Below are 25,400 nucleotides of genomic sequence, written 5' to 3'. Positions count from 1 at the left end.
CTAGGCTAATCAAGCCTGCCGTGGTCTCACCTGTCCCGCTGCTCCCGCAGGACAAGGAAGGCTTCGACAGCGTTACATCGCACGAAGAAAATGTGATTTTTCATTTTCGAGGAGTCTCGCACCTTCCACTCCAATCATTTTTTCCACAGGAAGCTATCTAGAAAAGAACACGTTTAGGAGAAGCCTTTTTTCACCATACTAGATAAGAAAAATGGATTTCAAGGAGGGCGGATTATGAAGTTTTGGCAGATTTATAAAGAAGCTACGAAACAGCAAAAAATACGCTGGATCAAAAAATGGGGACTTATTGCCTCAGGAAGTCTTGTTCTATCATTTATCGGACTTCTGCTGCTTGCCAAACTTATGGGTCCGCCTGCCCTTTTAGTGCCGCAAACAACGATCATGTACGCAGCCGACGGCTCTAAGATGGGTGAAATCAACAACGGAGGACAGAACCGGTACTGGATGCCTCTCAGAAAAATTGATAAAGATGTGATAAAGGCAACGATTTCAATTGAAGATAAAAGTTTCTATAAACATAATGGTTTTGATTTTAAGAGAATCGCCGGTGCGCTATTAGCTGATATTAAAGCCGGCTCTAAAGTACAAGGAGCAAGCACGATTACACAGCAATATGCCCGCAACCTCTTTTTAACGCATGACAAAACATGGCGCAGAAAATTTCAGGAAGCTTTTTATACACTTCGTCTCGAAATGAGTTATTCAAAGGATGAGATTTTAGAAGGTTATTTAAATACGATCTACTACGGGCACGGCTCATACGGAATCTCGTCCGCTTCCCGGTATTATTTCGGAAAAAATGCTGAGGATCTAACACTTGCTGAATCAAGCATGCTCGCAGGAATTCCGAAAGGACCGAGCTACTACTCCCCGATCCTTCATGAGGAAAACGCAAAAAAGAGACAGGAAATTATCCTTACGAGCATGGCTGAAGACGGTTCTATCAAAAAAGGAAAGATTAAGAATGCTGTGTCTGAAAAATTAACCTATGTTCAGGAAGAAGACGAAGAAATCGCAGCAGTTGCACCATATTTTCAGGACGCTGTCATGCGAACTCTGAAAAAGGAACTCAACATCAATACAAATTCGATTCAGTTCGGCGGCCTGCGCATTTATACAACACTCGATCCTCATATGCAGGAGGTCGCAGAGCACACGATTGAAAACCGAATTATCGATAACAGCAATATACAGACTGCCCTTGTGGCGATGGATCCGCGGAGCGGTGATGTGAAAGCCTTAGTTGGCGGGCGGGATTTTGAAGAAAGTTCGTTCAACCGCGTTCTTCAGGCTAGAAGAGCTCCAGGTTCAACATTTAAGCCGTTCCTTTATTACACAGCGCTGGAACATGGGTATACAGCCTCAACTCCTATCAAGTCTGAACCAACAACGTTTGCTATGGCAGACGGAGTTACGAATTACAAGCCTAAGAATTTTAAGAATCGCTACGCAAACGACTTTATAACGATGGCACAAGCACTCGCTCTTTCCGACAACATCTATGCGGTAAAAACAAACCTTTATTTAGGACCGGATAAGCTTGTAAAAACTGCAAAGAAATTCGGCATTAAAAGCGAGCTTGCAGGGATCCCTTCCCTGGCCCTTGGCTCAAAAGCGGTCGGCGTTTTAGAACTTACAAATGCATACGGAGTCTTTGCAAACGGCGGAAAGAAAGCGGACCCTGTTTTCATTACGAAGATTACCGATTCAAAAGGTGAAGTGCTCTATCAGCATGAATATGAGAGTGAACAAGTAATTGATGAAAACAAAGCATTTGTCATGACGGACCTTTTAGCTGGGACGTTTGATGAAAAACTGAATGATTATACGAGTGTAACAGGGTCAAGCATCAATCATTATTTGACTCGGCCAATGGCTGGAAAGTCTGGCTCCACACCAAACGACAGCTGGATGGTCGGGTATGCCCCGCAGCTCGTAACAGGAGTTTGGGTCGGGTACGATAATAACGAAGAGCTTCATGATGTGAATGATACAGGATATTCAAAGCGGATCTGGGCGTATTTTATGGAAGGTGCATTGAAAAACAAACAGATTTTATCCTTTGAGCAGCCAGAGGGTGTAACCGCGGTAACGATCAACCCGCAAAATGGAAAGCTCGCAACGGAAAGCTGCCCGGTAAAACGCATCTCTTATTATGAAAAAGGAACAGAGCCCGTAGAATTTTGTGATGAACACGGCGTTTCTAAAGAAATAAAACAAAAACTGGAGAAAAAAGAAGAGAAAAAAGGATTTTTTAAGCGTATTTTTTCTTGGTGAGTCGCTTGACCCCTGTCAGCTTGGTAGCTGCCAGGGATTTTTGTAAGCGTAATCCGATAATCTCGGAAGTTTCTATGATAATTCCGCAAGTTTTGCTGTTAATCCCGCGAGTTTCGGCTATAATCCCGCGAAAAAACGCTTTAATCCCGCGAGTTTTCATTATTAAGCCGCGAGTGACAACGTTCGACTCGTTCAAACCATCACCAAATCCAGAACAAAATAAAATGCCCGAGACCTATACGAGGGTCCCGGGCACTTTATTGTCCTAGAAACATTGTGTGTACAATGCTACCTATTAGTTTAATGGAAGTGCTTTCTTGTCACAAGTTTTTTAAAAAATGTTCAAAAAAGGTTCATAACTTTGCCATTTTTATTCCACTAAAGACTTGATTTCATCTCCAGAACGTTTGAACATCTCTTCATCATGCTCTTTTAAGAAATTTCCGAGTACTCGGCGGGCATTCACATCCATATCCTCGACGATGACTTTACCCTTCATGGATTTATCCATACGGTTCACGTGCTCAGGTAAACTCTTATATCCTCTTCGTGCTTCAACATCTACTTGCATCTCACAAGCTGTTAAGCCGAAATAATAAGGACCCTCTGGACCGCGGTTGATTGTCACCCAAACAAGCCAATACAATCTTGGGTTTGGCGTATCTTCGCGATTCGGAGTGAACTTAATGCGTTTTTCAACATCGCTTCGAGCGTGCATAGCGCCCATATCGATATACGCTACAGCGTCTTCCACATCTACGATTACAGGTGTAACGTGATCTAGCGTTAAGCTTCCAACGCCGTATCCACCATGACCGTCAGTCGAGTCACCCGAAATAATGGTGAACCCCATACCTTTTTTCTTTTTATCGCCGTCTTTGGCGTTATTGGAATTGAAAAAATCTTTCATGCTTCCAGCTCCTCTAAACATTCATTATTACCACGTATTGTATCACAAAAAAGAGCAAAAACTCTCAGAAAGAAACTTCTCATAAATAGGTTGAATAATTACCTAAAAACGAATATTATATATCATGTACTTATAAATCGTTCGTATTTTGGAGGTCCAAACATATGCTTTCATCCTTTTTTAAGCTAAAAGAACTTGGTACAACAGTAAAAACTGAAATTATGGCGGGTATTACAACCTTTTTAACAATGGTTTATATCGTTATTGTTAACCCGATCATCCTGCATTCAGCTGGCGTTCCTTTCGATACAGTCTTTATTGCAACGATCATTGCTACCGTTGTCGGAACATTATGGATGGCATTACTCGCTAACTATCCAATCGCCATTGCTCCAGGGATGGGCTTAAACGCGTATTTTGCATTCTCAGTAGTAGGAAACAATACAAATATTGATTACCGTATCGCATTCGGTGCTGTTTTTGTAGCGGGTATCCTATTTATTATTTTATCGCTAACACCGTTTCGTGAAAAATTAATCGAGTCGATTCCAGCAAACTTAAAGCACGGGATTACAGCTGGTATCGGACTTTTCATCGCTTTTATCGGTATGCGCTTAACAGGAATTATCGTTGCACATCCTGAAAATTTAGTTGGGCTAGGCAACCTGCATTCGCCTACAGTATTGCTCGCACTCGGCGGACTTGCGATTACACTCATTTTAATGGCTCTTAACGTTAACGGTGCATTGTTCTTCGGAATGATCATCACTGGTGCTATTGCTTATTTTACAAAACAGCTAAAGTTTGATGGCTTTGTAGCAGCACCAAACTTACCAAAGGAATTATTCATTTTCGGCGATCCGATCACAGCATTCGGAGATGTGTTCCAATACGGATTGTATGCTGTCGTATTTTCTTTCTTGCTTGTAACGATCTTTGATACAACGGGAACAATGGTTGGTGTTGCTGAGCAAGCTGGTCTAATGAAAGGCAACAAAATGCCTCGTGCACGCCAAGCGCTTCTAGCAGATTCAGTAGCAACAACTGTCGGTGCAGCTTTCGGAACAAGTCCGACAAGTGCTTATATCGAGTCTTCATCAGGTGTAGCTGCAGGCGGACGATCAGGTTTAACATCTGTAGTCGTTGCCATACTGTTTATCGCAGCTGCATTCTTCGCACCGCTCGTAAGTGCGATTTCAGGTCTTGCTGCAATTACAGCACCAACATTGATTATCGTTGGAAGCTTGATGCTCGGTTCACTTAGCAAGATCAACTGGAACGAGCTTGACGAAGCATTCCCGGCATTCTTAATTATCTTAACGATGCCGCTAACTTCAAGTATCGCGACAGGAATCGCACTTGGATTTATTTCTTACCCAATATTAAAAATCGTTAAAGGCAAATATAAGGAAGTTCCATTCTTAGTTTATTTGTTTGCTGTATTATTTTTCTATCAGCTTGCCTTTTTACCTCACTAAACAAAAAGACCGGCCAGCTCTTATCTGCTAGAGCTGACACCGGTCTTTTTTTATTTCTTTTCAAACACAACTGCTACCTCATGTTTCTCTTCTTCTTCAAAAAAGGTTTTCGCCACTCGGTAGGTTCCTGCTTCATGATCCTTTAGATCAATCGGCTGCTCATAGTTTTCTCCTGCTTTCACCATGATCATCTTCTCGGTGAACACTTGATCCCGATTGACCATGTTCCATTTTCCGTCATCCCACTTCTCAAGAGTAAAAGCTACTCCTGTTCCGACTTCTTTATCCGAACTGTTTTTCAGCGTTAATTTTGCTTCTTCACTGCCATCTTCAAGCTTCACTTCTGCCTTCACACCTGAAGCTTCTGCCGGCATATCATTTTCTACTTTAGGTGCTCCGCTCTTTTTGTCCTCTTCAGGCGTTGGCTTACTGCCGCAAGCGGCAAGGAGAACGAGCAGGCATGCCATAAAAATAAGCTTCATGTTTTTCATCACTAAGCCCTCCTTTTTCCTATTAGTCGCAATCAGCATTAAAAAGTTTCATATAAACTGTCGTTTACAGTCATAAAGAGGTGGATATGCTGTTAACAAAGGGGTGCTAGCATGAATATGTTGCTTGTTTCAACTATTTTATTTTTGATGTCCTTAGCCCTTGGAATCGGATATTACGGCACTCGTTTATACGAAAAAAGTATTTTCTTAGGTTTTGTAACTACTCTCCTTGGGTTAATCATTCCTTTCTCTCTATTTATCGGTTTTATCTATTTCTATGGGTTGTATCATCACGGTCACCCTCTTCAGTTTAAATGGTAAATAAAAAACCTGTTCTCAGGCGAAAAACAGCCCTTAAACAGGTTTATTTCTATTGCACTCGATTTTTTAAATTTGAAATATAAGCAAAAGCTTCATCCATTTCTTCTTCCGTATACTTCTGCTTCGCTTTAACCGTTTGAACCTTCTCCTTGATCTCATCTGCATCAAACTTATCAAAATACATGATCGTTGATACGAGCTCCAAGAAACGGGACGATTGTTCATTCATAGATCGAACGCAATCACCAAGCAACTCGATCTCAGCTCCATAGGTAGATAGAAGCTTCTGTCCTTCTTCGTTCACAGCATATCGGTATTGAGAGTAGCCGCTTACCTTTTCCTTCACCTCATGAATGTATCCCATGTTGCAAAGCTCTTCAATCTTCAGTGTCAGTTCTTCAGAATACGGTCCGTAAAAATGAAACTGATATTTTTCTTGAAAAGGAAAGTTCAACTTTTTCGCAATATACACCATTTTTTGAAGCTTCTTTCGGCCAATCACTTCACCGGCTTCCTGAATCAGAGTGACAACCTTTAAATGATCCTCAAACACAGCACGTTCCCCCTAACATCCTTTTTCGTTCTATTTATGTAAAATCTCTTTTATCTTCGTTTTCAGTGACTCATCCTTAATGCCCTCGATCAGATCAATCGGAAAATAAAGCTTATGATCGGTGCGGCGCTTTCCTGATATCGCTTCAACCACATCTGATTCCCTTGAAAGCTCCCGGATTTCTCCGTTTGGTTTCAGCAGATTAATCGGCAGCCGCTCTTCTTTTTCACCAGGACGGTAAAAATCGTACGGAAGATCAGAAGATGAATCGACGACAAGATAATATTTCGGATTGATACCCGCTTCCTGAAAATAGGCAGACAATAAATGACCGTCTGTAAATGAAACCATTTCAGTATACTTAAATAATTTCCTGTCGATAAAACGGATGCAAAGATCACTTAAAATCGGATCCTCTTCATCCATCCAGCCTTGAAAATAATAATGGATGACGCCCTCGTCGAGTGATATATAATCCTCTAAAGATACGCCGCCTTCAAAAAGTGTCTTAAAATGAGAAAGCTCTCTTTTAAATGTATACCCTGTCTCGTAAAGTTCCTTCGCCCGATGAAGAATTTTACTTAAAATCACTTCTGCACTGCGTGTAACGGGATGAAAATAAACCTGCCAGTACATCTGATAACGGCTCATGATATAGTCCTCTACCGCATGCATGCCGCTGGATTTAATGACAACGCCATCCTCAGTAGGCCGCATCACGCGCAGAATTCGTTCGATATCGAAATTTCCGTAGCTGACCCCAGTAAAATACGCATCACGCAGCAAATAATCCATTCTGTCAGCATCAATCTGACTGGAGATCAGACTGACGATCAGCTTGTCAGGATGTGTTTTCGCGATCACTTCTGCAACCTGCTTCGGGAAATCTTCTCCCATTTGCAAAAGGACGCTATTCACTTCTGTATCACCTAAAATGATGTCACGGCTGAACTCCTCATGATCCACCCCGAACACTTTTTCAAAGGAGTGAGAGAACGGACCATGTCCCACATCATGTAAAAGCGCTGCGGAAAGAACAAGAAGACGCTGCTCTGGATCCCACGTTTGTTTTTCCTGAAATATATCAATGATTCGCCTTGTAATCTCGTAAACACCGAGAGAATGACTAAAACGGCTATGTTCTGCTCCATGAAACGTTAAATATGTCGTACCCAGCTGCCTGATTCTTCGCAGTCTTTGAAACTCGCGAGTGCCGATCAGCCGCCAGATCAGTTCATCGCGAACGTGAATATAGCGGTGTACCGGGTCTTTAAACACTTTTTCTTCGTGCAGCTTTCCTAATGGTTTCGCCATTGAATTTTTTCCTGCTCCTTCTGCCAGCATTTATAGGTAAGAGTTCTCTTAAAAAAGAAAAATCCCTTCCTCAATAATCATGTTGAGAAGGTATTTTCTGAACGGAATCTGTCATTTGTTTAATAGAATATACCCTATTGTATCGTGTTACTAACTTTCAAAACAACCACTATTTTTTCTATATTGGTCTCTTTTATATCGGCAAATGGTGCCATAAATCCACCATTTTCTTCCCCTTTCAATATGAGTTATACTAGATAAAGCTTATATCGGAAATGATAGTTTTATATGGCTGAATGTTGATTTTCCGCTCCAGGATGCTCGCTTTTCGCGGGGTGTGCGGTGAGCCTCCTAGCGCTCTGCACCTTCAGGAGTCTCACCTGTCCCACTCATCCCGCTGGAGTCTCACACCTTACGCTCCAATCAACTTAACAAAGAAGAGTACTCAACTTTTATATAGATTGCAGGAGGAACAATTCATGGATCAAGAACGAAGATTAAAAAATGGACAGGCATGGAACAACAGTTCTTATCAGGCTTGGGTCAACCGTTTTGGCGCGCCTGAAAAAGCGGTATCCCGCATTTTGAAAGATCCAAAAAGACGGCTGCAGCCACTCGATCAGTATGTTGGGGATGTTTCTGGCAAAAAGATCGTCAACCTTTTAGGATCACACGGCAGTAAAGCTGTAGCTTTGTCTTTGCTTGGAGCTGACGCTACAGTTATCGATATTTCAGAATCGAACGCTGCATACGCACGCGAACTAGCTGAAGCTGCTGACGTTAACATTCGCTATGTTGTTGAAGACATTTTAAATCTGCCAGAATCAGAACTGACGGGTGATTATGAGATGGCCTTCATGGAAAACGGCATTCTGCATTATTTCACCGACTTGAACGCTTATTTTGAAGTAGTCGCAGGTCTATTAAAGCCGGGCGGAAAACTGATTTTGCAAGACTTCCATCCTGTTTCTACAAAACTGATAGAATCACAAGGCAAAAGTCAGGCCGTAAGAAAGCACAAAGTCACTGGTGATTATTTTAGTGAAGAGCTTGTAACGATGGATGTCGCTTACTCCAAATTCCTGCCTGAACTCCAATATGCAACTTCTGAAGAACGAGCTCCTTTTCAGGTTCAAATCCGCCAATGGACGCTTGGAGAAATCGTTACGGCAATCGGCAGCCAGGGCCTTTGGATCAAACAGCTCGTTGAAGAGCCCCACGCAGACGAACTTGACCGCGGCATTCCAAAATCCTTCATTATCGTTGCGGAGAAACTGTAATGACGAATCATCTGTTAGAGCAGCCTGCTTGGCGGCTGATCGACCAGTCTACGCTAGGACCCGGATTTGATGCAAGACAGTCTTTTGCGACCGACGATACACTATGCACTTCGATCGGGAGCGGGAACTCGCCTGCCACGGCACGCACGTGGGTCCATCACAATACGATCGTCCTCGGCATTCAGGATACACGGCTACCCTATCTAAAGGACGGGATCAATTATTTGGAGGCACGCGGTTATCGAGTGATTGTACGAAATTCCGGCGGTCTTGCCGTTGTACTGGATGAAGGTGTATTGAACATCTCACTCATTCTCCCTGAAAAAGAAGGGACAATCGACATCAACCAAGGCTATGATACGATGACAACATTAGTGGAGCAGCTCCTTGAACCTTATGGAGCATCATTTGAAGCCTATGAGATCGTCGGCTCTTATTGCCCGGGAAGCTATGATCTAAGCATCGGCGGGAAAAAATTCGCAGGAATCTCACAGCGGCGCATGCGCGGCGGTGTTGCGGTGCAGATCTACTTGTGTGTGGATGGCAGCGGTTCAGAGCGTGCAGCGCTAATCGGCGAGTTTTACAAGCGCGGCTTAAGAGGCGAAACAACAAAGTTTCAATACCCTGAGATTCAGCCGAATGTGATGGCAAGTTTAGCGGAGTTGCTAGGCCGTCCGCTCACAGTAGCAGAAATCCACGCCCGTCTATTAAATGTGCTGCACAAAAACAGCGATCTCTTTTTCAGTGGCCAGCTATCAGCGGAAGAAAGCGAGTTGCTTCCAGGAAATATACAAAGAATGTGGGATCGAAATGAGAAGGCACTGTCACTTTAGGTGGCAGTGTCTTTTTTAAGCGGACAACAACATTTTTTGTACGATAGAGAAGAAAAATTGTTCGATTCGGCCCACCTTTTTTTGGTTAGCGTTGTTTTTTGTTCGGTTACCTGCACTTTTTGTTCGGTCGCCCATACATTTGTTTTTTAACAAAGAATTTGCAGAAAAATCCTTTTTTCCATAAGAAAAAGCCAGCTCCACCGAGCTGGCTTTCCAATTATTTAACGTCTAGTGACTGCATCGCCGTGATCAAGGCTAATTTATAAACGTCTTCTGCATTACAGCCACGGGATAGATCGTTTACAGGCATGTTCAAGCCTTGTAAGATAGGTCCGATTGCTTCAAATCCGCCTAAACGCTGAACCATCTTGTAGCCGATATTTCCTGTTTCAAGGCTTGGGAAGATAAATACGTTCGCTTCCCCTTTTAATGGTGAATTCGGGGCTTTTTTCGTTGCAACAGACGGTACGAATGCTGCATCGAATTGAAGCTCTCCATCATACATAAAGTTCGGGTCCATCCCCTTGAGAATTTCAAGTGCTTCTACTACTTTTTCAGTCTCAGGTGAAACAGCAGATCCTTTTGTTGAGAAAGACAGCAACGCCACTTTCGGGTCGATGCCGAAAACGCGAGCCGTTTCAGCAGAAACAACCGCAGATTCAGCTAAATCCTGGCTGGACGGTGCGATATTGATCGCGCAGTCCGCGAATACATACTTCTCGTCGCCACGCACCATGATGAACGCACCAGACGTTTTCTTAACGCCTTCTTTTGTCTTGATGATTTGAAGAGCCGGACGAACCGTATCAGCCGTGGAATGAGCTGCTCCGCTTACAAGCCCTTGAGCCTTTCCAGTGTAAACGAGCATCGTGCCGAAATAATTTTCGTCCAATAAAATCTTGCGTGCCTGCTCTTTTGTTGTTTTCCCTTTACGGCGTTCTACCAATGCATCAACTAAGGCATCCAACTCTGGATATTCAGATGGGTTAAGAACTTCTACTCCATCAAGTGAAAATCCACCCGCTTCTGCTTTTGCAGAAACCTCCGCTTGGTTTCCTACTAAAATAGGCTGCAAAACTTTTTCAGAAGCTAGACGGCTTACTGCTTCTAGAATTCTTTCATCCGTACCTTCAGGAAAAACGATAACCGGATTCGCTGCTTGTACTTTGTTTTTTAAATCTATAAAAAGTTCGCTCATGTGAAAAATAGCCTCCTATAAATCTGTTTCTGACTCTGCAATTTACATTCCCTATTAGGTTACTCCTTTTTTATGACCTTTTAAACCTATGCATACAGTTGTAAGCGCTTGATAAGAGAAGTTCTTTTATTTTGAATTTTTAAACGCCTGCTATTGGAGGATGTTGACTTCCACTCCAGGTTCTCGCTTTCCGTGGGGTGGGCGGTGAGCCTCCTAGGCTAATTAAGCCTGCACACTATCAGGAGTGTGCGAAAGCTTGCTTCAGAAGTGCAGAAGTTTGCAGAAAAATGGTCGCGTAAAACGATGAAAATTTTCTTCCCCCAATCGGAAGAAAGTTTTTTGTTTGCAGATGAATCTTTTTCCTTTTCCTTCCGTAAAATTGAGAGATAAATTTGGAGGAGGAATCAGCATGTCTTTTGTTAACCGTATGTTGGCTAGTGTAGGAATTGGAGCAGCAAAGGTAGACACGATTTTAGATAAGGATACTTACTCACCTGGCGAAACCATTACAGGTACGATTAAAATAGAAGGCGGAAAAGTGGATCAGAATATTGACCACATCACCCTTTACGTGATGACAGAATTTTACCGTGAAGTCGATGATAAAAAAGTGCGTGATACAGCAGCGATTGAAAACACTACGGTTGGCACAAGTCTTGTGGTAAAGGCAGGAAGTTCTCAAGAGATTACTTTCTCGCTCAAACTTCCATATGATACGCCTTATACACTTGGACACACCCCTGTTTGGATCAAGACTGGACTGGATATTCAGATGGCAGTGGATCCAACAGACAACGATCAGATCCGTGTACACCCTGATGCTGAAACATCTGCCATTTTTGATGCGATCGAACAGCTTGGATTCAGACTTCGCAAAGCATATTGCGGATCTGCTCCGCGCTATATGCGCCGCAGGCTTCCTTTCCTGCAGGAATTCGAGTACGTACCAACTTCAGGTGCTTATGCAGGGAAACTTGATGAACTGGAAGTCATATTAGTTCCGCAAAGTGACAGCATCGAGCTTTTAATGGAGATCGACAAACGCGGAAAAGGCTTGTTCGGCATGCTGGAAGAAGCAATGGACCTTGATGAAACGAAGGTGCGTATGACCCTTACACGTACTGAGCTGCAAAATCCTTCTAACGTAAAAGCCAAAATCGAGCACACTCTGCGTCAATTCAGCTAACCCTTTTTGGATTCGTCCCTACTTATGGTATATTTGTAGGGACGTGTTTATTTTTAGCAGGGAGTGAATTATACGATGAGTGAAGCAGCTATTACACTAGAAGGCTGGTATTGTCTTCATGATTTCCGTACGATGGATTGGGCCGCTTGGAAAACGCTTACGAGTGACCAGCGCGAATATGCGATAAATGAATTTCTAACGTTTCTTGAAAAATGGGAAAACGTAGAAGCAAATAAAACAGGCAGCCATGCCCTATACAGCATCATGGGTCAAAAAGCCGATTTTATGATGATGCTTCTTCGCCCTACAATGGAAGAATTGAACGAGATCGAGAACGCATTTAATAAAACAGCTTTTGCACAATATACGATTAAAGCTTATTCTTACGTTTCAGTTGTAGAGCTAAGCACATACAATCCACAAAACGAGAGCGGCGAGATGGATCCGATGATCAAAGCCCGCCTGTTCCCAGAACTTCCTAAGTGGAAGCATGTTTGCTTCTATCCGATGGACAAGCGCCGTGATGGTGATGACAACTGGTACATGCTTTCAATGGAAGAGCGCAAAAAAATGATGTACTCCCACGGTATGATCGGCCGCGGATATGCAGGTAAAGTAAAGCAGATCATCACTGGATCTGTCGGCTTTGACGATTGGGAATGGGGCGTAACACTGTTCTCAAACGACATGCTTCAATTTAAAAAATTAGTATACGAAATGCGCTTTGACGAAGTAAGTGCACGCTTCGGCGAATTCGGATCTTTCTATGTAGGAAACATCCTTATCAAAGAAGCTGTACCTGCTTTCTTGCAAATTTAAATGGATGAAAGATGACTTGTTACATGATGAGTCATCTTTTTTCTTGTCGACGATTACCCTGTATAAAAAGATGATTACCGTTCAATTGTAAAATGACATCACTCCAAATTAACATCATCGTGAACTGTCCAATCCACAAATACACTTCTTTATATGTCTTTACTCCCTTCTTAAACTTCATTGAAAAAAAAATAATCTCCACTTTGTTCATTACCTAAAAACTCATCATTTATGAAACTTTCATCGACAATGGTCTAGTTTTCAAAAAAAGCTCATACACATATATCGAATGTTCTGTTTCCCTGCTTGTACACCAAGAATTAACACATAGAGGGGGAAGGCAATTGGCTGTTATTAAAGCAAACAGTAAAGATATTGATTTGCTTGCCCGTTTAATACGTGCAGAAGCTGAAGGTGAAGGCGATCAGGGCATGCTGCTTGTGGGTAACACTGGGGTTAATCGAATTCGCGGCAATTGTCTTGATTTTAAAAATATCCGAACGATGCAGCAGATGGTGTTCCAAAGACCAGGAGGATTCGAAGCGACAATCAAAGGATATTTCTATCAAGGTGCCCGAGAGAACGAAAGAAGACTGGCAAGAAGAGTTATCAACGGTCAGCGTTTTCATCCTGCTAGAAACTCATTATGGTTTTTTGATCCAGCTGGCGCTTGTCCGCCAACCTGGTACAATCAGCCGCATTCTGGAAGCTTTAAAGCTCACTGCTTTTATCAGCCGAAACAAAGTGATTGTCCGAATGTGTTTAACACCTTTTAGGGAGGCTTGTTGATGAATAATTTTAATCCTTATTACCGGCAGCAAAATGGAATGAATGGTATGAACGGAATGAATGGAATGGGTGGCATGATGGGAGGCATGGCTGGAATGGGCGTGCCGCAGGACATGGCACAAAGCCAGCAGGCACCAGGAGTAGGCGGCGGTCCAATGGCAGATATGGCTGCACCGGGACAGCTTCCGCTTGAGCAATCCTATATTGAGAACATTCTACGCCTCAATAAAGGTAAGGTCGCAACGGTTTATATGACTTTTGAGAACAACGAAAAGTGGAATGCGAAAGTTTTCAAAGGTATCATTGAAGCTGCTGGCCGTGATCACATTATCCTAAGTGACCCGCAAACGGGCAAACGCTATTTATTATTAATGGTATATGTAAACTATGTAACGTTCGATGAGGAAATCAATTATAGCTATCCATATGGAACACAGCAGCAAACCGGGCAGCTCTCCCAATACAGCCCGCGCTGATAAGAATAATTAAATGTCTGGTCAAGACAGGTCACATAAAAAAAAAGGCGTCCCGCTAAAAGGAACGCCTTTTCATTATGCTTTTACAACCGAGATAATTAGTAAGATCCAGCCAACGATAAATGCTACTCCTCCAAGAGGCGTAATCGGCCCGAAAAACTTCATGCCTGTGTTCGATAAAGCATATAAGCTGCCAGAGAACAGCAGAATTCCGATGAAGAAGGACCACCCCGCTCCATTCAATAAAGCAGACGCCGGCCATTTGCCGAGCAGAATGCCAACGGCAACTAACGCCAAAGCATGGTACATATGATATTGAACACCTGTCTGGTACACGTGAAGCATGTTGCGTTCTGTTAATTTGGCTTCCAGAGCATGTGCGCCAAAAGCTCCCAGCATAACCGCAAGCATGGCATTAACCGCTCCTAATATTAGAAAAAGCTTCATAGTTCCACTCCTGTTTTTCTTTTATCTTACCATTGAAACTCACCGAATCAAAAGGTTGCCACAGGATTGTAAAGAATTTGGCGGACAACTCGTCCATGATAAAAAAACGAACGCTAACGTTGTTTGGTTTGGCGTTCGGTGTCCAGCATCCGGACGTATTGATCGATCTTTCGTTCCAGCTCCTCTTTTTCAACTAACTCTGAATGCAGTTCTTTAATAATTCCCTCCAGACTCTGAATCCGCTTTTCAAACTGAAAGAGCAGGTATCCTGCAATCACGATAGGAAACCCTACATTACCGAGGAGATTTACTAAGTTAAGCCAATCATTTGCTTGAGTCATTTTTGTTTCACCCCTCATTTTTTTCGAACATTCATCGAACGTATGTTCGTAAATTAATTATAAAACGAAGGAGAATTTTTTACCATCATTCCTTTTTCATATTTCAATTTTGATTCCTTAGACCTACACAAAAAATAGGTTTAAATAATTTTTATAGTGGAATAAAGATACTAAGACAGAACAAACAACAAAGGAGGAACAACAAAATGGAACTTATTATTACGATGATATATACAATTTTAGGACTTGCCACTCTCAGTTTAATTGCAACAGCAGCTGCAGTTTACTTTTCTAATAAAAAGATCAACGAAAAAATTGAAATCGCAAAACGTAAAGATGAAAGAATGGAAAATCAACATACGTACGTATCGATCTAACAGCGTTTAAATAAACGCTGTTTTTTTTTGTGCGAAAACCTAGCATTTTTTATTTTTGTACTGTCGCCTTTAATTTTGATTTCATGAACCCCATGCACCAAAAAACAGAAATAACCCGCTCCAAAGAGCAGGTTTTCACAAAATTTTTTACTTAAAAATCAAAAATGGAATCTCCATTTCCGTCATTATCGTTGTTGTCATCGTCATCATATTCCATGTCATAGTCCATCATGGATTTTTTGTGGCTTTTGGCTGGAGGAGCAGTCACCATGCTCATCGGCTTTTTAACCGGATGCGAAGGAACCCACTCTTTTACTGAAAGCTGATCGTCCTCTCCCGCTTCCATCATTAATTCGCACAGTGTATGGATGGCTGTGACATGTTCCCGAAGCTTAGGAGAGGTTTCTCCTAATTGTTTGATCTCCGCGAGATGCTTTTCTATTTTTTTCGCAAACTGGCTTACTGGTATATTCATCTATTTCACCACAACTATCTTTTTTTCTTATTCTACCAAACGGTTCAACAGAAATAAAATGACGCCAAAAAAGACAGCTCAAAGTAAGCTGCCTTCCTTCTCCAAATCCGCACAATAACCCCCATTAACAAGCCGGCATACGGTGATCCAGGCCGCAAGCCATGCAAGTGAATGCTAAAAATACCAATTCCTATTCTTCTTATTTTTAAATAGATTTCCCCCTTTTTATTTAAATTTATATATATACCATAAACAATTGTTATGATGTATCCACCCAACTGAACGCCTGCTTATTGAATGTGCTGTTAACTGCTTGCTGAAAATCAGCTGCAATCACATTTTCCGTTTCTTCATCCAGCAGCAATCTGCCCCAATGATCCACCGCAGGCAGAGTTTGTCCCGATTTCGGCAGAGAAGCAGCAACCATATAGTTCTTCATAACAGACCCCATTAGCAGCAGAACCCAAAGGATGTACGTCATAACTTCCATGTTCCCTTCCCCTTTCAAAATTAGAATAATAAGTCCCCGATCTATTTAAAAACCAACTGGCAAGCTAATTGTTTTTCTTCCTCCCTTCGAACTTACCAATTTATGTGGTGTTAACTGCGATTATACGTACCTTATGATAAAATGTTTGTCATAATGTGCTTTTGTTTCAAAGTTTCTATCAACAAAAAAACTGCCTCTCATACAAAAAAGAGCAGATTGAGCATCCTTTTTTGTATAATAGTTTTAATAAGCCTGAATAAGTTAGCGAGTTCAGGCTGATTATGATAGAAAAAGACGCACACTATACGATTACTTTAATAGTGAACTATTTTCTGTAGAAACGAGGAGGAAAATCATGTCCATACTTAACGAAATTATCGCGTACAATCAAAAATTTGTTGAAAACAAAGAATATGAACCTTTTCAAACTACCAAATTTCCTGATAAGGGGCTCGTCATCGTCTCTTGTATGGATACACGACTTACAGAATTAATGCCAAGCGCGATGAATATTAAAAACGGAGATGTGAAAATCATTAAATCAGCTGGAGCCGTTATCTCTCATCCGTTTGGCTCTATTATGAGAAGCATACTTGTTGCCATCTATGCACTAAAAGCTGAGGAAGTAATGGTTATTGGCCACTATGACTGCGGGATGAGCAATGTAAATGCAGATGCATTGATTGCCGAAATGAAAGACCGAGGCGTTGAAGAAACAACTCTCGATACTTTGAAATATTCTGGCCTTGATCTTAAAAAGTGGGTGCAAGGCTTTGACAGTGTAGAGGAATCAGTGCAAAACAGCGTAGAGTTAGTAAGAAATCACCCGCTGCTTCCAGAGGGTATCAAAGTGCATGGACTCGTCATCGATCCTTCCACGGGCAGACTCGACATTGTAGATGCAGATAACTAAATAGATATAAGAAGGTACCTCCTAGTGAGGTGCCTTTTGATTTTCTAGACAATATAACGAAACATTATTCAAAGATAGTAAAATCCTCCTGTTATTGACAACGAATTTTACGTTTAGAATCACTTGAATGCGTGAATACACACTATAACTTCGTTTAAAGGAGAGGATATAAAAAATGGTTAAACCAATTGTACATGAATTTAACTCACAACAAGAATTGATTGCTGCTGCAAGTGATTTGAAAGCAAAAGGTATTCATGAAGACAATCTCTATGTCCTGTCACACGAAAAAGGCGACACCCGTGATCTAGCAGATAATGCGGATGTTAATACAATCGGATTAAAAGAAGAAGGATTAGGCACGGCGCTCAGCAACGTGTTTGAGTCCAGAGGCGATGAGCTGCGCAAGAAGATGACCGAAATGGGGTTATCTGACGTAGAGGCTGATCAATATGAGAAGAGACTCGACATGGGTAAAATCTTACTCATTGTAAAAGATGAAGATAAGGTAACGAACATGCCATAAGAAAAAGAAAGAGTCGCTGAACCCGATTTGGGTTTGGCGGCTCTTTTAGTCACTTATGCTGGCTGCTTTAACTCTTTTGATTGTGGCTCACATATCTTTTTCAGCCTAAAGAGAGCCGCTTTCATTTCTCGCCTCATCTTCCATTTATAGAAAAAAGTAATATACCGTTCAAATGGATTTTTCATAGAGGTCCCTTCGCACATCCATGTTAGTGTTGTTGAACCTTGCTTCTGAAAAAAGAAAATACAAAACATTAATATGGTTTCGCCTTTATTAATCCGCATCTGATAATGAATACTTTTTCCCGGGACACAGCGGCCGATTTTCAAACTAGCCGGAACGCCGTCGATTTCCCAATATTGCGAAGCTCCTTCTCCCCTTTCTGGTCCAACATACATAAAGGGTATAGCTGCATTTTCATCCATCTGCCATCGCGGCCAATTTTTCAGATGCAATAAGGATTCATATAACTCAAAATGAGATATGTTCATTTCACTAGTTTCTTTTACCCTCCAGCCAACTGGAATAAGAAACGCTGCCAAAATAAATAAAATGATTAAAATGCCTGTAAATAGCAAAAACACCATGAGCATCCCTCCTGTTTTCTATTCTATTGAAAAATTTTTCCTTTCATGCGGTTTCTATTTTGGTTTTCCCGGGAATGAAAAGAGGACGAGGAGGAGTAAAAATGAATTTACACAATGGCCAGCTGTTTTGGCCTTCAACATATACAGATGACGTTCAATATCCAGTACTTGAAGAGAATATTACGTGCGACGTACTGATTGTAGGCGGAGGAATGTCCGGAGCGCTCTGTGCTTATACGCTAGGCAAAGAGACCGATCTCGACGTTGTCGTCATTGACAGGAGAAAGCCAGGCTATGGCAGTTCGTCTGCAAACACCGGTCTCTTACAGTTCTCAAGTGATAAAATGCTTCACGAGCTTATTGAACAAAAAGGTGAGCAAGATGCGGTTTATTTTTATCAGCTTTGTCAAAAAGCTTTAGAAAACTTAAAAAATATTGCACAAAATTTATCAGAAGATCCTGAGTTCAGAGAACAAAAAAGCCTCTATTACGCCAGCACGGCTGAAGATGCCTCAAAGCTAGTCCGCGAATACGAAGCTTTAAAGAAATTTGATTTCCCTGTAGAATATCTAGAACCTCAAGAGGTTTCCTCACGTTTTCCTTTTTCAAAACCAGCTGCACTGGTAACGAGCGGTGACGCTGATGTTAACCCATATAAATTTGTCCAGATCATGTTAAAAGATGCTGAAGCCGCTGGAGTAAGAATTTTTGAGGAAACGCCTCTCATGCGAAAAACAAAAACAGTCCACGGATTTACATGTGAATCTGAAAATGGAACGATTCAAGCAAGACATATCATTTTTGCAACGGGATATGAAAATGATTTTCTCGCACAGCAGCTAGGTGCTGACCTTAACCGTTCCTATGCGATTGCAACGGAACCCCTGCCCTCATTAAAGACGTGGTACAAAGAATGGCTGATCTGGGAAACGAAGCGTCCCTACTTGTATATGCGTACAACAAAAGATGGAAGGATCATTGCGGGAGGCTTAGATGAGGATCACGCAGAAGCACCATTAAATGACGGATTGATTGAAGAGCGCGGAGAGCGAATCAGGCAAAAGATCATGGAACACTTTCCAGATCTGTCACCCAAAATCTCACATTCCTGGTGCGCAACATTTGGTGAATCTCATGACGGACTCCCCTATATTGGTGAACACCCTAACCGCCTAGGCGAATATTATTGTTTAGGATTTGGCGGAAATGGAACAGTATACAGTATGCTAGGTGCTGAAATAATCAAAGATCTAATCACAAAAGGCTTCCACCCTGCATCAAGACTGTTTACGATTGCACGGGCCGTAAGCTTGTAATTTTCAAGACACTTCTTACTTTTTTAGGGGAAGTGTTTTTTTCAGTTGTACATAAGTACCATTAAATGGATAATTATGTGTTCAACTCACTTTTTTATGTGATGAAGAGCTATATTTATGTGATGTTGATCCTTTTTATGTGATGTACCTCGAATTTTTATGTGATTATGATGTAGTTTTGATCCTCATCATAAAGAAAAAGCCAGCTGTACATAGCTGGCTTTCCCTAAATTATGAAGCAGTCGGTGCTGCTGCAATTTGTTTTTTAATAAAATCAATTGATTTCTTATTAAAGATTTCAGGCTGATCGACGTTGCAGACATGTCCACAATCTCTAATCGTTAATAGCTTTGAATGTTTCTTTTTATCGATAAATGCCTGAATCGGCGGCAAAAACATATAATCTTCCTCACCCATGATGTAAAGTGTAGGAATTGGCATTTCTTTTTTCGTTAACTTTTGCAAAAACGGATTAATTTTTAGTGTTAGCTTGAACCAGCGCTTAAATTCTTTCTGGCAAAGCTTTTTCGCTTCACCTATAAACAGCGAACGCGATGCTTCGTGCCTTTTCTTTGGCATGATCACCCATGCAAATAAGCTATAAAGCCACATGTAAGGAATAAAAGATTTGCATAAATTCCCCATTGCAATCAAAAACTGTGAACGGAAATTCATTTTCGTTACAGCTCCGCCAAGTGTCATAGACGCAACTCGTTCCGGTTTCAACTCAGCTAAAGTCTGAATCAGAATCGTACCAAGTGAAATACCAACAAAATGCGCTTTTTGGATCTTCAAATGATCCATGACTTCGAGCACATCAAGGCTTACTTCTTTAAAAGAGTATTTTTTTAATAAAAATTTCTCAGATTGAGATTTGCCGTGACCTCTTAGATCGACAAGCAAAATATTAAAGTGTTGTTTGAATTCTCTTAACTGTTTATACCAAATGGATGAACTGCCCCCTGCTCCATGGACAAAAATCACCCATTGATGATTTTTTTCGTGTGTATAAGTCTTGTAATGAAGCACTAAGTACTCCTCCTATTGGTTAAACGTCGATGAAAAATTCCAGCCTTCATTTTACCATACTATACATGTTTTGTACCCCCATCTGGGCAAAAGAATGTGTACAAACTGGAAACATGACGTATTTCTCTTTATACTATAGGTATATTAACGATAGTGAGGTCAGGAGGTTTCAAAATGGCTAAAGAAAGTTCATTTGATATTGTTTCACAAGTTGATTTATCCGAAGTAGACAACGCCATTAATATTGCAACAAAAGAAATCACAACACGCTATGATTTTAAAGGCAGCAAGAGTGAAATCACGCTTGATAAATCAAGTGAAGAATTAGTTTTAGTTTCTGATGATGAATACAAGCTCGAACAGCTTAAAGATGTACTCATTACAAAGCTTATTAAACGCGGTGTTCCAACAAAAAACCTGGATTACAGCAAAATCGAACAAGCTTCAGGCGGAACCGTTCGCCAGCGTGCAAAACTTGTTACAGGCATTGATAAAGACAATGCAAAGAAAATCAACACGTTAATTAAAAATTCCGGTTTAAAAGTTAAGAGCCAAGTACAAGATGACCAAGTTCGTGTAACAGCAAAGAGCAGAGACGATCTTCAGCAGATCATTGCACTTGTAAGAGAAGCAAACTTGCCGATTGATGTGCAGTTCATTAACTACAGATAAATATAAAAAAGCTTGAGGAATTTATTCTCCTCAAGCTTTTTGTTTGAAATTTTCTTTTGTTGAGAGCCACTCATAAAAATGATGATATTGATAAGTATCTCGTACCTTTTAGTTCGATTTTAGGTATATCAGGATACTTTTGAAGAAGCTCTTCTACTTCATCAAACGTTAATCCCACATAATTGTGCAAATCTTTTTCTTTAATGAGCACCGGATATTCTGAAAAGCTGTTGCCTGGATTCTTAAAATTCTTTAATCCATCCCCAATAAAATAACCGAAAGCTGCCAGCCCTAATCCAATCCAAAGCAAACTGATCTCCATTTATACGGACTCTTTCTTGTCGCTGGAATCTAAAAGTTTCATCTGTTCAAGCTCCAGTCTCATCTTTTGCGTTTCGATCACATAGTTATCGTGCTTCAGTCTTTCAAGTTCAAGCTCATCTTTTAGCATCTTGTGCTTCAGTTTGGTCTGTGATTGAAAGTGCCCCAATACGATTGCGATAATTGGAATTGAGAATATCATAATGACTGAAATTGTCCCCGTCATAGTATTCCTCCTAGAAATTTTTACCTTATGTTCCAATAATACCAAAAATGAAAAGGGCTCGTATAGACAAACATTTATTTATTTTGGCTGTTTTATAAAGACTGTTGCTTTATTGTTACCTCTCTTCATTGACAAGTTGATTGGAGCGCAAGGTGCGAGACTCCTCGAAAATGAAAATCACATTTTCTTCGTGCGATGTAAGGCTTCCGAAGCCTTCCTTGTCCTGCGGGATTAGCGGGAAAGGTGAGACCCCGTCTTGCGAAGCGATAGGGAGGCTCACCGCCCGCCCCGCGGAAAGCGAGCATCCTGGAGCGGAAATCAACCACTTTCAAAAGCAACAATATTTACGAAAACAGTATTTTGATTTTAAGAAACCGCCTTTTTTACGCCTTCTTTAATGATTTGTTCCGATAACCTAGCCAAGTCCTTGGCTTCCTGCTGCTGCGGATAGATTGGTGGATGAACCTCAATATGCACGTTAGCCGGCTTTATCCAAAATCCCTGCTGCTCCATAATTTTATAAGAACCATTGATTGTAACAGGAATAATTGGCACACCCGATTTAGTAGCCAGCTTAAAACTGCCGGCTTTAAATTCAGACATGTCATCCCCTTTGCTTCTTGTCCCTTCAGGGAAAATAACCAAAGATGTACCGTTTTGAAGCAATCGTGCACCTTCATTAATCGCTTTTACAGACTGGCGCACATTCTTACGGTCCATGAATAGACAGTTCAGCTGCTCCATCCACGTTCCGATAAAAGGCATTTTTTTCACTTCTATCTTGGATATAAAAGCTTTTGGCTTATGTATATATCCCAGTAAGAGAGGAATATCAAAATTCCCTTGATGATTACTTACAAAAAGCACTGCCGTATCTTTCGGAATATTTTCTTCCCCGCTTACCGTTATTTTTGATCCAGTCAGCTTTACTAAAGAACGCGCCCATTCTTTCGCTTTTTTATCAGCTAATTCATCACGTTCTTGAATCTTTCCAGATTTCTGCAGGTTTTTGACGCGATTTAGTGCAGGTATTAACTTTATTAATATCGTCCAAAAATAAACAAACCAAATAATCGTTCTCAAAACTTCTCATCCTTCAACTAATTATTAACTCACCAGAATCACCATTAGGTGTATCTATCAAACTTCCCACTGGAAATATAAACGTCCAAGGCATACTGGTTTCAGCAGGAACCTCCAATTTATAAACTGATTTGAACTCCCCTAAAATCTGATCTCCCTCTTTATATACAATCTTCTTGCCTAAAAGTGACATCGGAACTTTAGAATAATTGTTTAATAAAACCGTCACCAAAAATTCTCGCTTATGATTAAATGCAGTCTTTAAATTAACAGCCTGCTGCCCTACTTTTCTTTCCACAACAAATTCAGAAAATACACGCTCAATCTCATGTCTGTCTTTTTGTGCTAAAGTCCTGTCCCACGCGGATTCAAATACCAATTTTTGCATGGTTTATCACCCTTTCGATTCATCTTATCATAAATTTTTATTCGTTTTTTCATAAAAAGAGGTTATTCTGACAATTTTCTTGGGTATATCTTCCTTGTGCACAAATAACCAAAATTAGAAAGGGATGTGAATTATTTGAAAAAATGGTTTTTTTCTTTACTTGTAGTATGTGTCATGCTGGCTCCTATGAGTGCCATGGCTGCAGGAAATGAATCCTCAAAAGCGCAAACTCAGACATTGCCTGTTAACCTTCTAGAAATCGACTCAGATGTGACTGCATTTTCTGATTTTACCGTAAGTGATTCTATGCGTAAATTAAGCGGCTCCATCCATTTAAACGGAAATGTACCAGATGCAGAAAATAAAATGCGTCCCGTATACAAGTTTAAGCTTGAAAATAAAACGATGGATACATTGAGCAATTTAACGGTAAACATCCCTTATCCCCCTGGAACACAGCTAGATACTACATACCCTCCTGAAGTACTGATAACTGAAACTAACAAAAATCGCAACAAAGAAGATATCATTGCAAACTATGATACTACAACAGGTATTAAACTAACGCTTCCTGATATGGAAAAGGATGAGATTTTAACCTTTGATGTGAAATTCTTCTTGCTTCCATTAGAAAATGATGAAGAAGAAACCATTATTGATCTTCACAAAGTAACAATTAAACCTGAAGCGAAAGTCGTGGAATGGTTTAAAGATGATGTAAAAGTAAGGCTGATGCTGATGATGCATAACTCAAACAGCATAATGATGGAAAAAGTGATGCTGAAATTAAAGCTGCCTGAAGGAATTGATATCCAAGATGCAATGGTTACTGGCATTGATGGTGCTACGGTAACGATCAAAGATGGCTATGCCATTATTTATCTCCCTAAGATGGTAAAAGGGGATTCAAATATTGTCCTCCACTTTAACATGAAGAAAATGCAAGGATGGGACAAGCTTCATCTTCCTCTAATGATTGGAATGGATGGAATGACTGATGTGTCTCTTACACCGCTTACGCTCACTTTAAAAGATATGCCTGAGTTCGACTGGACTAAGATTATGGCAAAAGGCGATTTTATGGCTGAAATGAAAAAAGGTAAGCTTTTCTTAGATTATAAACTGAACATCGACAACAAAAACACTGTAGCTGCAAAAACGTATAAACTGCGCTTGCTTCTTCCTAAATCGGTTAAAATTGAAGACCTTAAAGTTTCTGGATTAGAAGGCGCAAAAATTGAAATGGATACAAAAGGTGTAATCTGGATCATCATCCCTTCTTTAAACGCAGGAATGTCAAATCTTCATATAAGCTTAACAGGAACGTACACAGGTTCTGCTAGTGATCTATCGACTGACATCGTGACAGCAGGCTCAAATGGTGTTACCGCAACACTCTCAACAACCGTTAAAGGCATGACTTCGACTGACACTGATACGGCTGAGGTTATTACAGTTGAGAAGCCAACAAATGCTTCAGGCGGGTCAGGGAACACCCTTCCTAAGACAGGAAGTCCTTTCAGCCAGTTAACTTGGTCCATGCTCGGATCACTTTTTGTACTATTAGGAATCGGCCTGTATGTTAAAGCAGCACGGATGCAGGCATGAATAAAAAGAAGTTAAAACGCGGAGGAATTGCGGTCTTTCTTCTCGGCATCGCTCTCCTTATTCTTCCGGTAATAACAGGGTGGCAGACCAGCAGCGAACAACAGGCACTTGAAAAGGAATGGAATGACCTAAACACATCTTATGATAATCCTTTTACTCTTCCTTTCGTTAAAGCTGCTAAAGCACCTGAAACTAAAAATGAAAATAATCCAAGCACATCTGAATCATCTAAGAAAAAAGCGATGGAAAAAGGCGTTATAGGGAAAATGTCGATTCCTAAAATAGATTTAGAATCCATGATGGTTCCTGGTGTTACTCAAAAAGACCTCCAGAATGCGATTGGATGGATGACAACAACATCTTTTCCTGGCGAAAAAGGAAATACCGTCATGGCCGGACATCGCTCTCACACATACGGGCAGTTCTTTCATCGTTTAAATGAGTTGGATAAAGGCGATACGGTAAAAGTAGAAACCACTACTGGAACGATTCTGTACAGAGTATATGAAAAAATAGTCGTGAAGCCAGACAACCTTTCTGTCTTAGATGCTAAAAAAGAAGAAGAGATTACATTAATAACGTGTGAACCTCTTTATTCTGATGAGTTTCGTCTTATCGTTAGAGCTGAACGTATTAATTAATAGAAAAAGCTGGC

General features: G+C 40.9%; 32 protein-coding genes. 17 read left to right on the top strand and 15 right to left on the bottom strand.

Annotated elements, in window-relative coordinates:
* Positions 1 to 234 precede the first annotated feature (234 nt).
* Positions 235 to 2,298, top strand: a complete 2,064-nt coding sequence (locus tag ACFW35_RS00920; protein ID WP_379843105.1) for a transglycosylase domain-containing protein — start codon at positions 235 to 237, stop codon at positions 2,296 to 2,298.
* A gap of 370 nt (positions 2,299 to 2,668) precedes the next feature.
* Here the strand turns inward: ACFW35_RS00920 and ACFW35_RS00915 are convergent, their stop codons facing one another.
* The gene (locus tag ACFW35_RS00915) at positions 2,669 to 3,208 is read right to left on the bottom strand and encodes a YwhD family protein (RefSeq protein ID WP_379843103.1); all 540 of its coding nucleotides are present in this window, start codon (positions 3,206 to 3,208) and stop codon (positions 2,669 to 2,671) included.
* 164 nt (positions 3,209 to 3,372) lie between these two features.
* Here ACFW35_RS00915 and ACFW35_RS00910 point away from each other — a divergent pair, with 164 nt between their 5' ends.
* Positions 3,373 to 4,686: an NCS2 family permease gene (locus ACFW35_RS00910; RefSeq protein WP_379843102.1), complete on the top strand. Its 1,314-nt coding sequence runs from the start codon at positions 3,373 to 3,375 to the stop codon at positions 4,684 to 4,686.
* Between the two features lie 50 nt (positions 4,687 to 4,736).
* On the opposite strand, the gene ACFW35_RS00905 is transcribed toward ACFW35_RS00910, so the two are convergent.
* Positions 4,737 to 5,177, bottom strand: a complete 441-nt coding sequence (locus tag ACFW35_RS00905; protein ID WP_379843100.1) for an immunoglobulin-like domain-containing protein — start codon at positions 5,175 to 5,177, stop codon at positions 4,737 to 4,739.
* 111 nt (positions 5,178 to 5,288) lie between these two features.
* Here ACFW35_RS00905 and ACFW35_RS00900 point away from each other — a divergent pair, with 111 nt between their 5' ends.
* Positions 5,289 to 5,498 (top strand): hypothetical protein, encoded by a 210-nt coding sequence (locus ACFW35_RS00900; RefSeq protein ID WP_379843099.1) that lies wholly within the window; start codon positions 5,289 to 5,291, stop codon positions 5,496 to 5,498.
* Positions 5,499 to 5,547: 49 nt separating this feature from the next.
* On the opposite strand, the gene ACFW35_RS00895 is transcribed toward ACFW35_RS00900, so the two are convergent.
* Both ACFW35_RS00895 and ACFW35_RS00890 read right to left on the bottom strand, forming a co-directional pair.
* On the bottom strand, positions 5,548 to 6,051 hold the full coding sequence (locus tag ACFW35_RS00895) for a YwgA family protein (protein WP_077360734.1): 504 nt from the start codon (positions 6,049 to 6,051) through the stop codon (positions 5,548 to 5,550).
* Between the two features lie 30 nt (positions 6,052 to 6,081).
* On the bottom strand, positions 6,082 to 7,365 hold the full coding sequence (locus ACFW35_RS00890; RefSeq protein ID WP_379843097.1) for an HD domain-containing protein: 1,284 nt from the start codon (positions 7,363 to 7,365) through the stop codon (positions 6,082 to 6,084).
* A gap of 479 nt (positions 7,366 to 7,844) precedes the next feature.
* Here ACFW35_RS00890 and ACFW35_RS00885 point away from each other — a divergent pair, with 479 nt between their 5' ends.
* A complete protein-coding gene (locus tag ACFW35_RS00885; RefSeq protein WP_379843095.1) occupies positions 7,845 to 8,645 on the top strand; it encodes a class I SAM-dependent methyltransferase in 801 nt (266 codons plus the stop codon).
* On the top strand, positions 8,645 to 9,478 hold the full coding sequence (locus ACFW35_RS00880; protein ID WP_379843094.1) for a lipoate--protein ligase family protein: 834 nt from the start codon (positions 8,645 to 8,647) through the stop codon (positions 9,476 to 9,478). The genes ACFW35_RS00885 and ACFW35_RS00880 overlap by 1 nt, the downstream gene beginning before the upstream one ends.
* A gap of 217 nt (positions 9,479 to 9,695) precedes the next feature.
* Here the strand turns inward: ACFW35_RS00880 and pta are convergent, their stop codons facing one another.
* Positions 9,696 to 10,676, bottom strand: coding sequence for a phosphate acetyltransferase (gene pta / locus ACFW35_RS00875; RefSeq protein WP_379843092.1), 981 nt, complete (start codon positions 10,674 to 10,676; stop codon positions 9,696 to 9,698).
* A gap of 197 nt (positions 10,677 to 10,873) precedes the next feature.
* Between pta and ACFW35_RS00870 the strand changes: the two genes are divergently transcribed.
* The 5 genes from ACFW35_RS00870 to gerQ all read left to right on the top strand — a co-directional run bounded on the left by ACFW35_RS00870 (position 10,874) and on the right by gerQ (position 13,946).
* Positions 10,874 to 10,975, top strand: coding sequence for a four-helix bundle copper-binding protein (locus ACFW35_RS00870; protein WP_379843090.1), 102 nt, complete (start codon positions 10,874 to 10,876; stop codon positions 10,973 to 10,975).
* A gap of 110 nt (positions 10,976 to 11,085) precedes the next feature.
* Positions 11,086 to 11,862 carry a sporulation protein gene (locus ACFW35_RS00865; protein WP_379843088.1) on the top strand — a complete coding sequence of 259 codons (777 nt, stop codon included), beginning with the start codon at positions 11,086 to 11,088 and terminating at the stop codon, positions 11,860 to 11,862.
* A gap of 75 nt (positions 11,863 to 11,937) precedes the next feature.
* Entirely contained in the window at positions 11,938 to 12,681 is a 744-nt protein-coding gene (hemQ, locus tag ACFW35_RS00860; protein ID WP_379843086.1) for a hydrogen peroxide-dependent heme synthase, read from the top strand.
* A 344-nt stretch (positions 12,682 to 13,025) separates the two neighbouring features.
* Positions 13,026 to 13,457, top strand: a complete 432-nt coding sequence (locus tag ACFW35_RS00855) for a cell wall hydrolase (protein WP_379843084.1) — start codon at positions 13,026 to 13,028, stop codon at positions 13,455 to 13,457.
* A 12-nt stretch (positions 13,458 to 13,469) separates the two neighbouring features.
* Positions 13,470 to 13,946 carry a spore coat protein GerQ gene (gene gerQ / locus ACFW35_RS00850; RefSeq protein ID WP_077360750.1) on the top strand — a complete coding sequence of 159 codons (477 nt, stop codon included), beginning with the start codon at positions 13,470 to 13,472 and terminating at the stop codon, positions 13,944 to 13,946.
* A 75-nt stretch (positions 13,947 to 14,021) separates the two neighbouring features.
* Here gerQ and ACFW35_RS00845 read toward each other — a convergent pair whose 3' ends face one another.
* Together ACFW35_RS00845 and ACFW35_RS00840 are read right to left on the bottom strand one after the other, a co-directional pair.
* The gene (locus ACFW35_RS00845) at positions 14,022 to 14,393 is read right to left on the bottom strand and encodes a DUF423 domain-containing protein (protein ID WP_379843082.1); all 372 of its coding nucleotides are present in this window, start codon (positions 14,391 to 14,393) and stop codon (positions 14,022 to 14,024) included.
* A 113-nt stretch (positions 14,394 to 14,506) separates the two neighbouring features.
* A complete protein-coding gene (locus ACFW35_RS00840; protein ID WP_066294082.1) occupies positions 14,507 to 14,734 on the bottom strand; it encodes a YvrJ family protein in 228 nt (75 codons plus the stop codon).
* Between the two features lie 206 nt (positions 14,735 to 14,940).
* Between ACFW35_RS00840 and ACFW35_RS00835 the strand changes: the two genes are divergently transcribed.
* A complete protein-coding gene (locus ACFW35_RS00835; RefSeq protein WP_156774322.1) occupies positions 14,941 to 15,111 on the top strand; it encodes a hypothetical protein in 171 nt (56 codons plus the stop codon).
* A 151-nt stretch (positions 15,112 to 15,262) separates the two neighbouring features.
* Here the strand turns inward: ACFW35_RS00835 and ACFW35_RS00830 are convergent, their stop codons facing one another.
* Entirely contained in the window at positions 15,263 to 15,586 is a 324-nt protein-coding gene (locus ACFW35_RS00830; RefSeq protein ID WP_379843080.1) for a DUF5327 family protein, read from the bottom strand.
* Between the two features lie 259 nt (positions 15,587 to 15,845).
* On the bottom strand, positions 15,846 to 16,076 hold the full coding sequence (locus tag ACFW35_RS00825; RefSeq protein WP_379843079.1) for a hypothetical protein: 231 nt from the start codon (positions 16,074 to 16,076) through the stop codon (positions 15,846 to 15,848).
* A 355-nt stretch (positions 16,077 to 16,431) separates the two neighbouring features.
* On the opposite strand from ACFW35_RS00825, the gene ACFW35_RS00820 reads away from it, so the two are divergent.
* The gene (locus ACFW35_RS00820; protein ID WP_379843077.1) at positions 16,432 to 16,989 is read left to right on the top strand and encodes a beta-class carbonic anhydrase; all 558 of its coding nucleotides are present in this window, start codon (positions 16,432 to 16,434) and stop codon (positions 16,987 to 16,989) included.
* A gap of 175 nt (positions 16,990 to 17,164) precedes the next feature.
* On the top strand, positions 17,165 to 17,515 hold the full coding sequence (locus ACFW35_RS00815) for a general stress protein (protein WP_379843075.1): 351 nt from the start codon (positions 17,165 to 17,167) through the stop codon (positions 17,513 to 17,515).
* Between the two features lie 53 nt (positions 17,516 to 17,568).
* On the opposite strand, the gene ACFW35_RS00810 is transcribed toward ACFW35_RS00815, so the two are convergent.
* A complete protein-coding gene (locus ACFW35_RS00810) occupies positions 17,569 to 18,102 on the bottom strand; it encodes a hypothetical protein (RefSeq protein ID WP_379843074.1) in 534 nt (177 codons plus the stop codon).
* 101 nt (positions 18,103 to 18,203) lie between these two features.
* Between ACFW35_RS00810 and ACFW35_RS00805 the strand changes: the two genes are divergently transcribed.
* On the top strand, positions 18,204 to 19,418 hold the full coding sequence (locus tag ACFW35_RS00805; RefSeq protein ID WP_379843072.1) for an NAD(P)/FAD-dependent oxidoreductase: 1,215 nt from the start codon (positions 18,204 to 18,206) through the stop codon (positions 19,416 to 19,418).
* Between the two features lie 231 nt (positions 19,419 to 19,649).
* Here the strand turns inward: ACFW35_RS00805 and ACFW35_RS00800 are convergent, their stop codons facing one another.
* A complete protein-coding gene (locus tag ACFW35_RS00800; protein WP_379843071.1) occupies positions 19,650 to 20,447 on the bottom strand; it encodes an alpha/beta fold hydrolase in 798 nt (265 codons plus the stop codon).
* 174 nt (positions 20,448 to 20,621) lie between these two features.
* On the opposite strand from ACFW35_RS00800, the gene ACFW35_RS00795 reads away from it, so the two are divergent.
* Positions 20,622 to 21,119 (top strand): YajQ family cyclic di-GMP-binding protein, encoded by a 498-nt coding sequence (locus tag ACFW35_RS00795; protein WP_066244549.1) that lies wholly within the window; start codon positions 20,622 to 20,624, stop codon positions 21,117 to 21,119.
* Between the two features lie 70 nt (positions 21,120 to 21,189).
* On the opposite strand, the gene ACFW35_RS00790 is transcribed toward ACFW35_RS00795, so the two are convergent.
* From ACFW35_RS00790 to ACFW35_RS00775, 4 genes are all read right to left on the bottom strand, one after another.
* Positions 21,190 to 21,441 (bottom strand): DNA-binding protein, encoded by a 252-nt coding sequence (locus ACFW35_RS00790; RefSeq protein WP_379843069.1) that lies wholly within the window; start codon positions 21,439 to 21,441, stop codon positions 21,190 to 21,192.
* Complete coding sequence (locus tag ACFW35_RS00785) at positions 21,442 to 21,666, bottom strand: hypothetical protein (RefSeq protein WP_379843067.1); 225 nt, start codon at positions 21,664 to 21,666, stop codon at positions 21,442 to 21,444.
* Between the two features lie 366 nt (positions 21,667 to 22,032).
* Entirely contained in the window at positions 22,033 to 22,749 is a 717-nt protein-coding gene (locus ACFW35_RS00780) for a lysophospholipid acyltransferase family protein (RefSeq protein ID WP_379843066.1), read from the bottom strand.
* 13 nt (positions 22,750 to 22,762) lie between these two features.
* Positions 22,763 to 23,137, bottom strand: a complete 375-nt coding sequence (locus ACFW35_RS00775; RefSeq protein ID WP_379843064.1) for an SLAP domain-containing protein — start codon at positions 23,135 to 23,137, stop codon at positions 22,763 to 22,765.
* Positions 23,138 to 23,272: 135 nt separating this feature from the next.
* Between ACFW35_RS00775 and ACFW35_RS00770 the strand changes: the two genes are divergently transcribed.
* Together ACFW35_RS00770 and ACFW35_RS00765 are read left to right on the top strand one after the other, a co-directional pair.
* Positions 23,273 to 24,745 carry a hypothetical protein gene (locus tag ACFW35_RS00770; protein ID WP_379843062.1) on the top strand — a complete coding sequence of 491 codons (1,473 nt, stop codon included), beginning with the start codon at positions 23,273 to 23,275 and terminating at the stop codon, positions 24,743 to 24,745.
* Complete coding sequence (locus tag ACFW35_RS00765; protein ID WP_379843061.1) at positions 24,742 to 25,386, top strand: sortase; 645 nt, start codon at positions 24,742 to 24,744, stop codon at positions 25,384 to 25,386. The genes ACFW35_RS00770 and ACFW35_RS00765 overlap by 4 nt, the downstream gene beginning before the upstream one ends.
* Positions 25,387 to 25,400 lie beyond the last annotated feature (14 nt).

This window comes from Fictibacillus sp. NPDC058756 (genome assembly GCF_042746035.1).
Classification (GTDB): Bacteria; Bacillota; Bacilli; order Bacillales; family Fictibacillaceae; genus Fictibacillus.
Note: the sequence above shows the minus strand (reverse complement) of the source record. Positions and strands in the feature narration are given on the sequence as shown.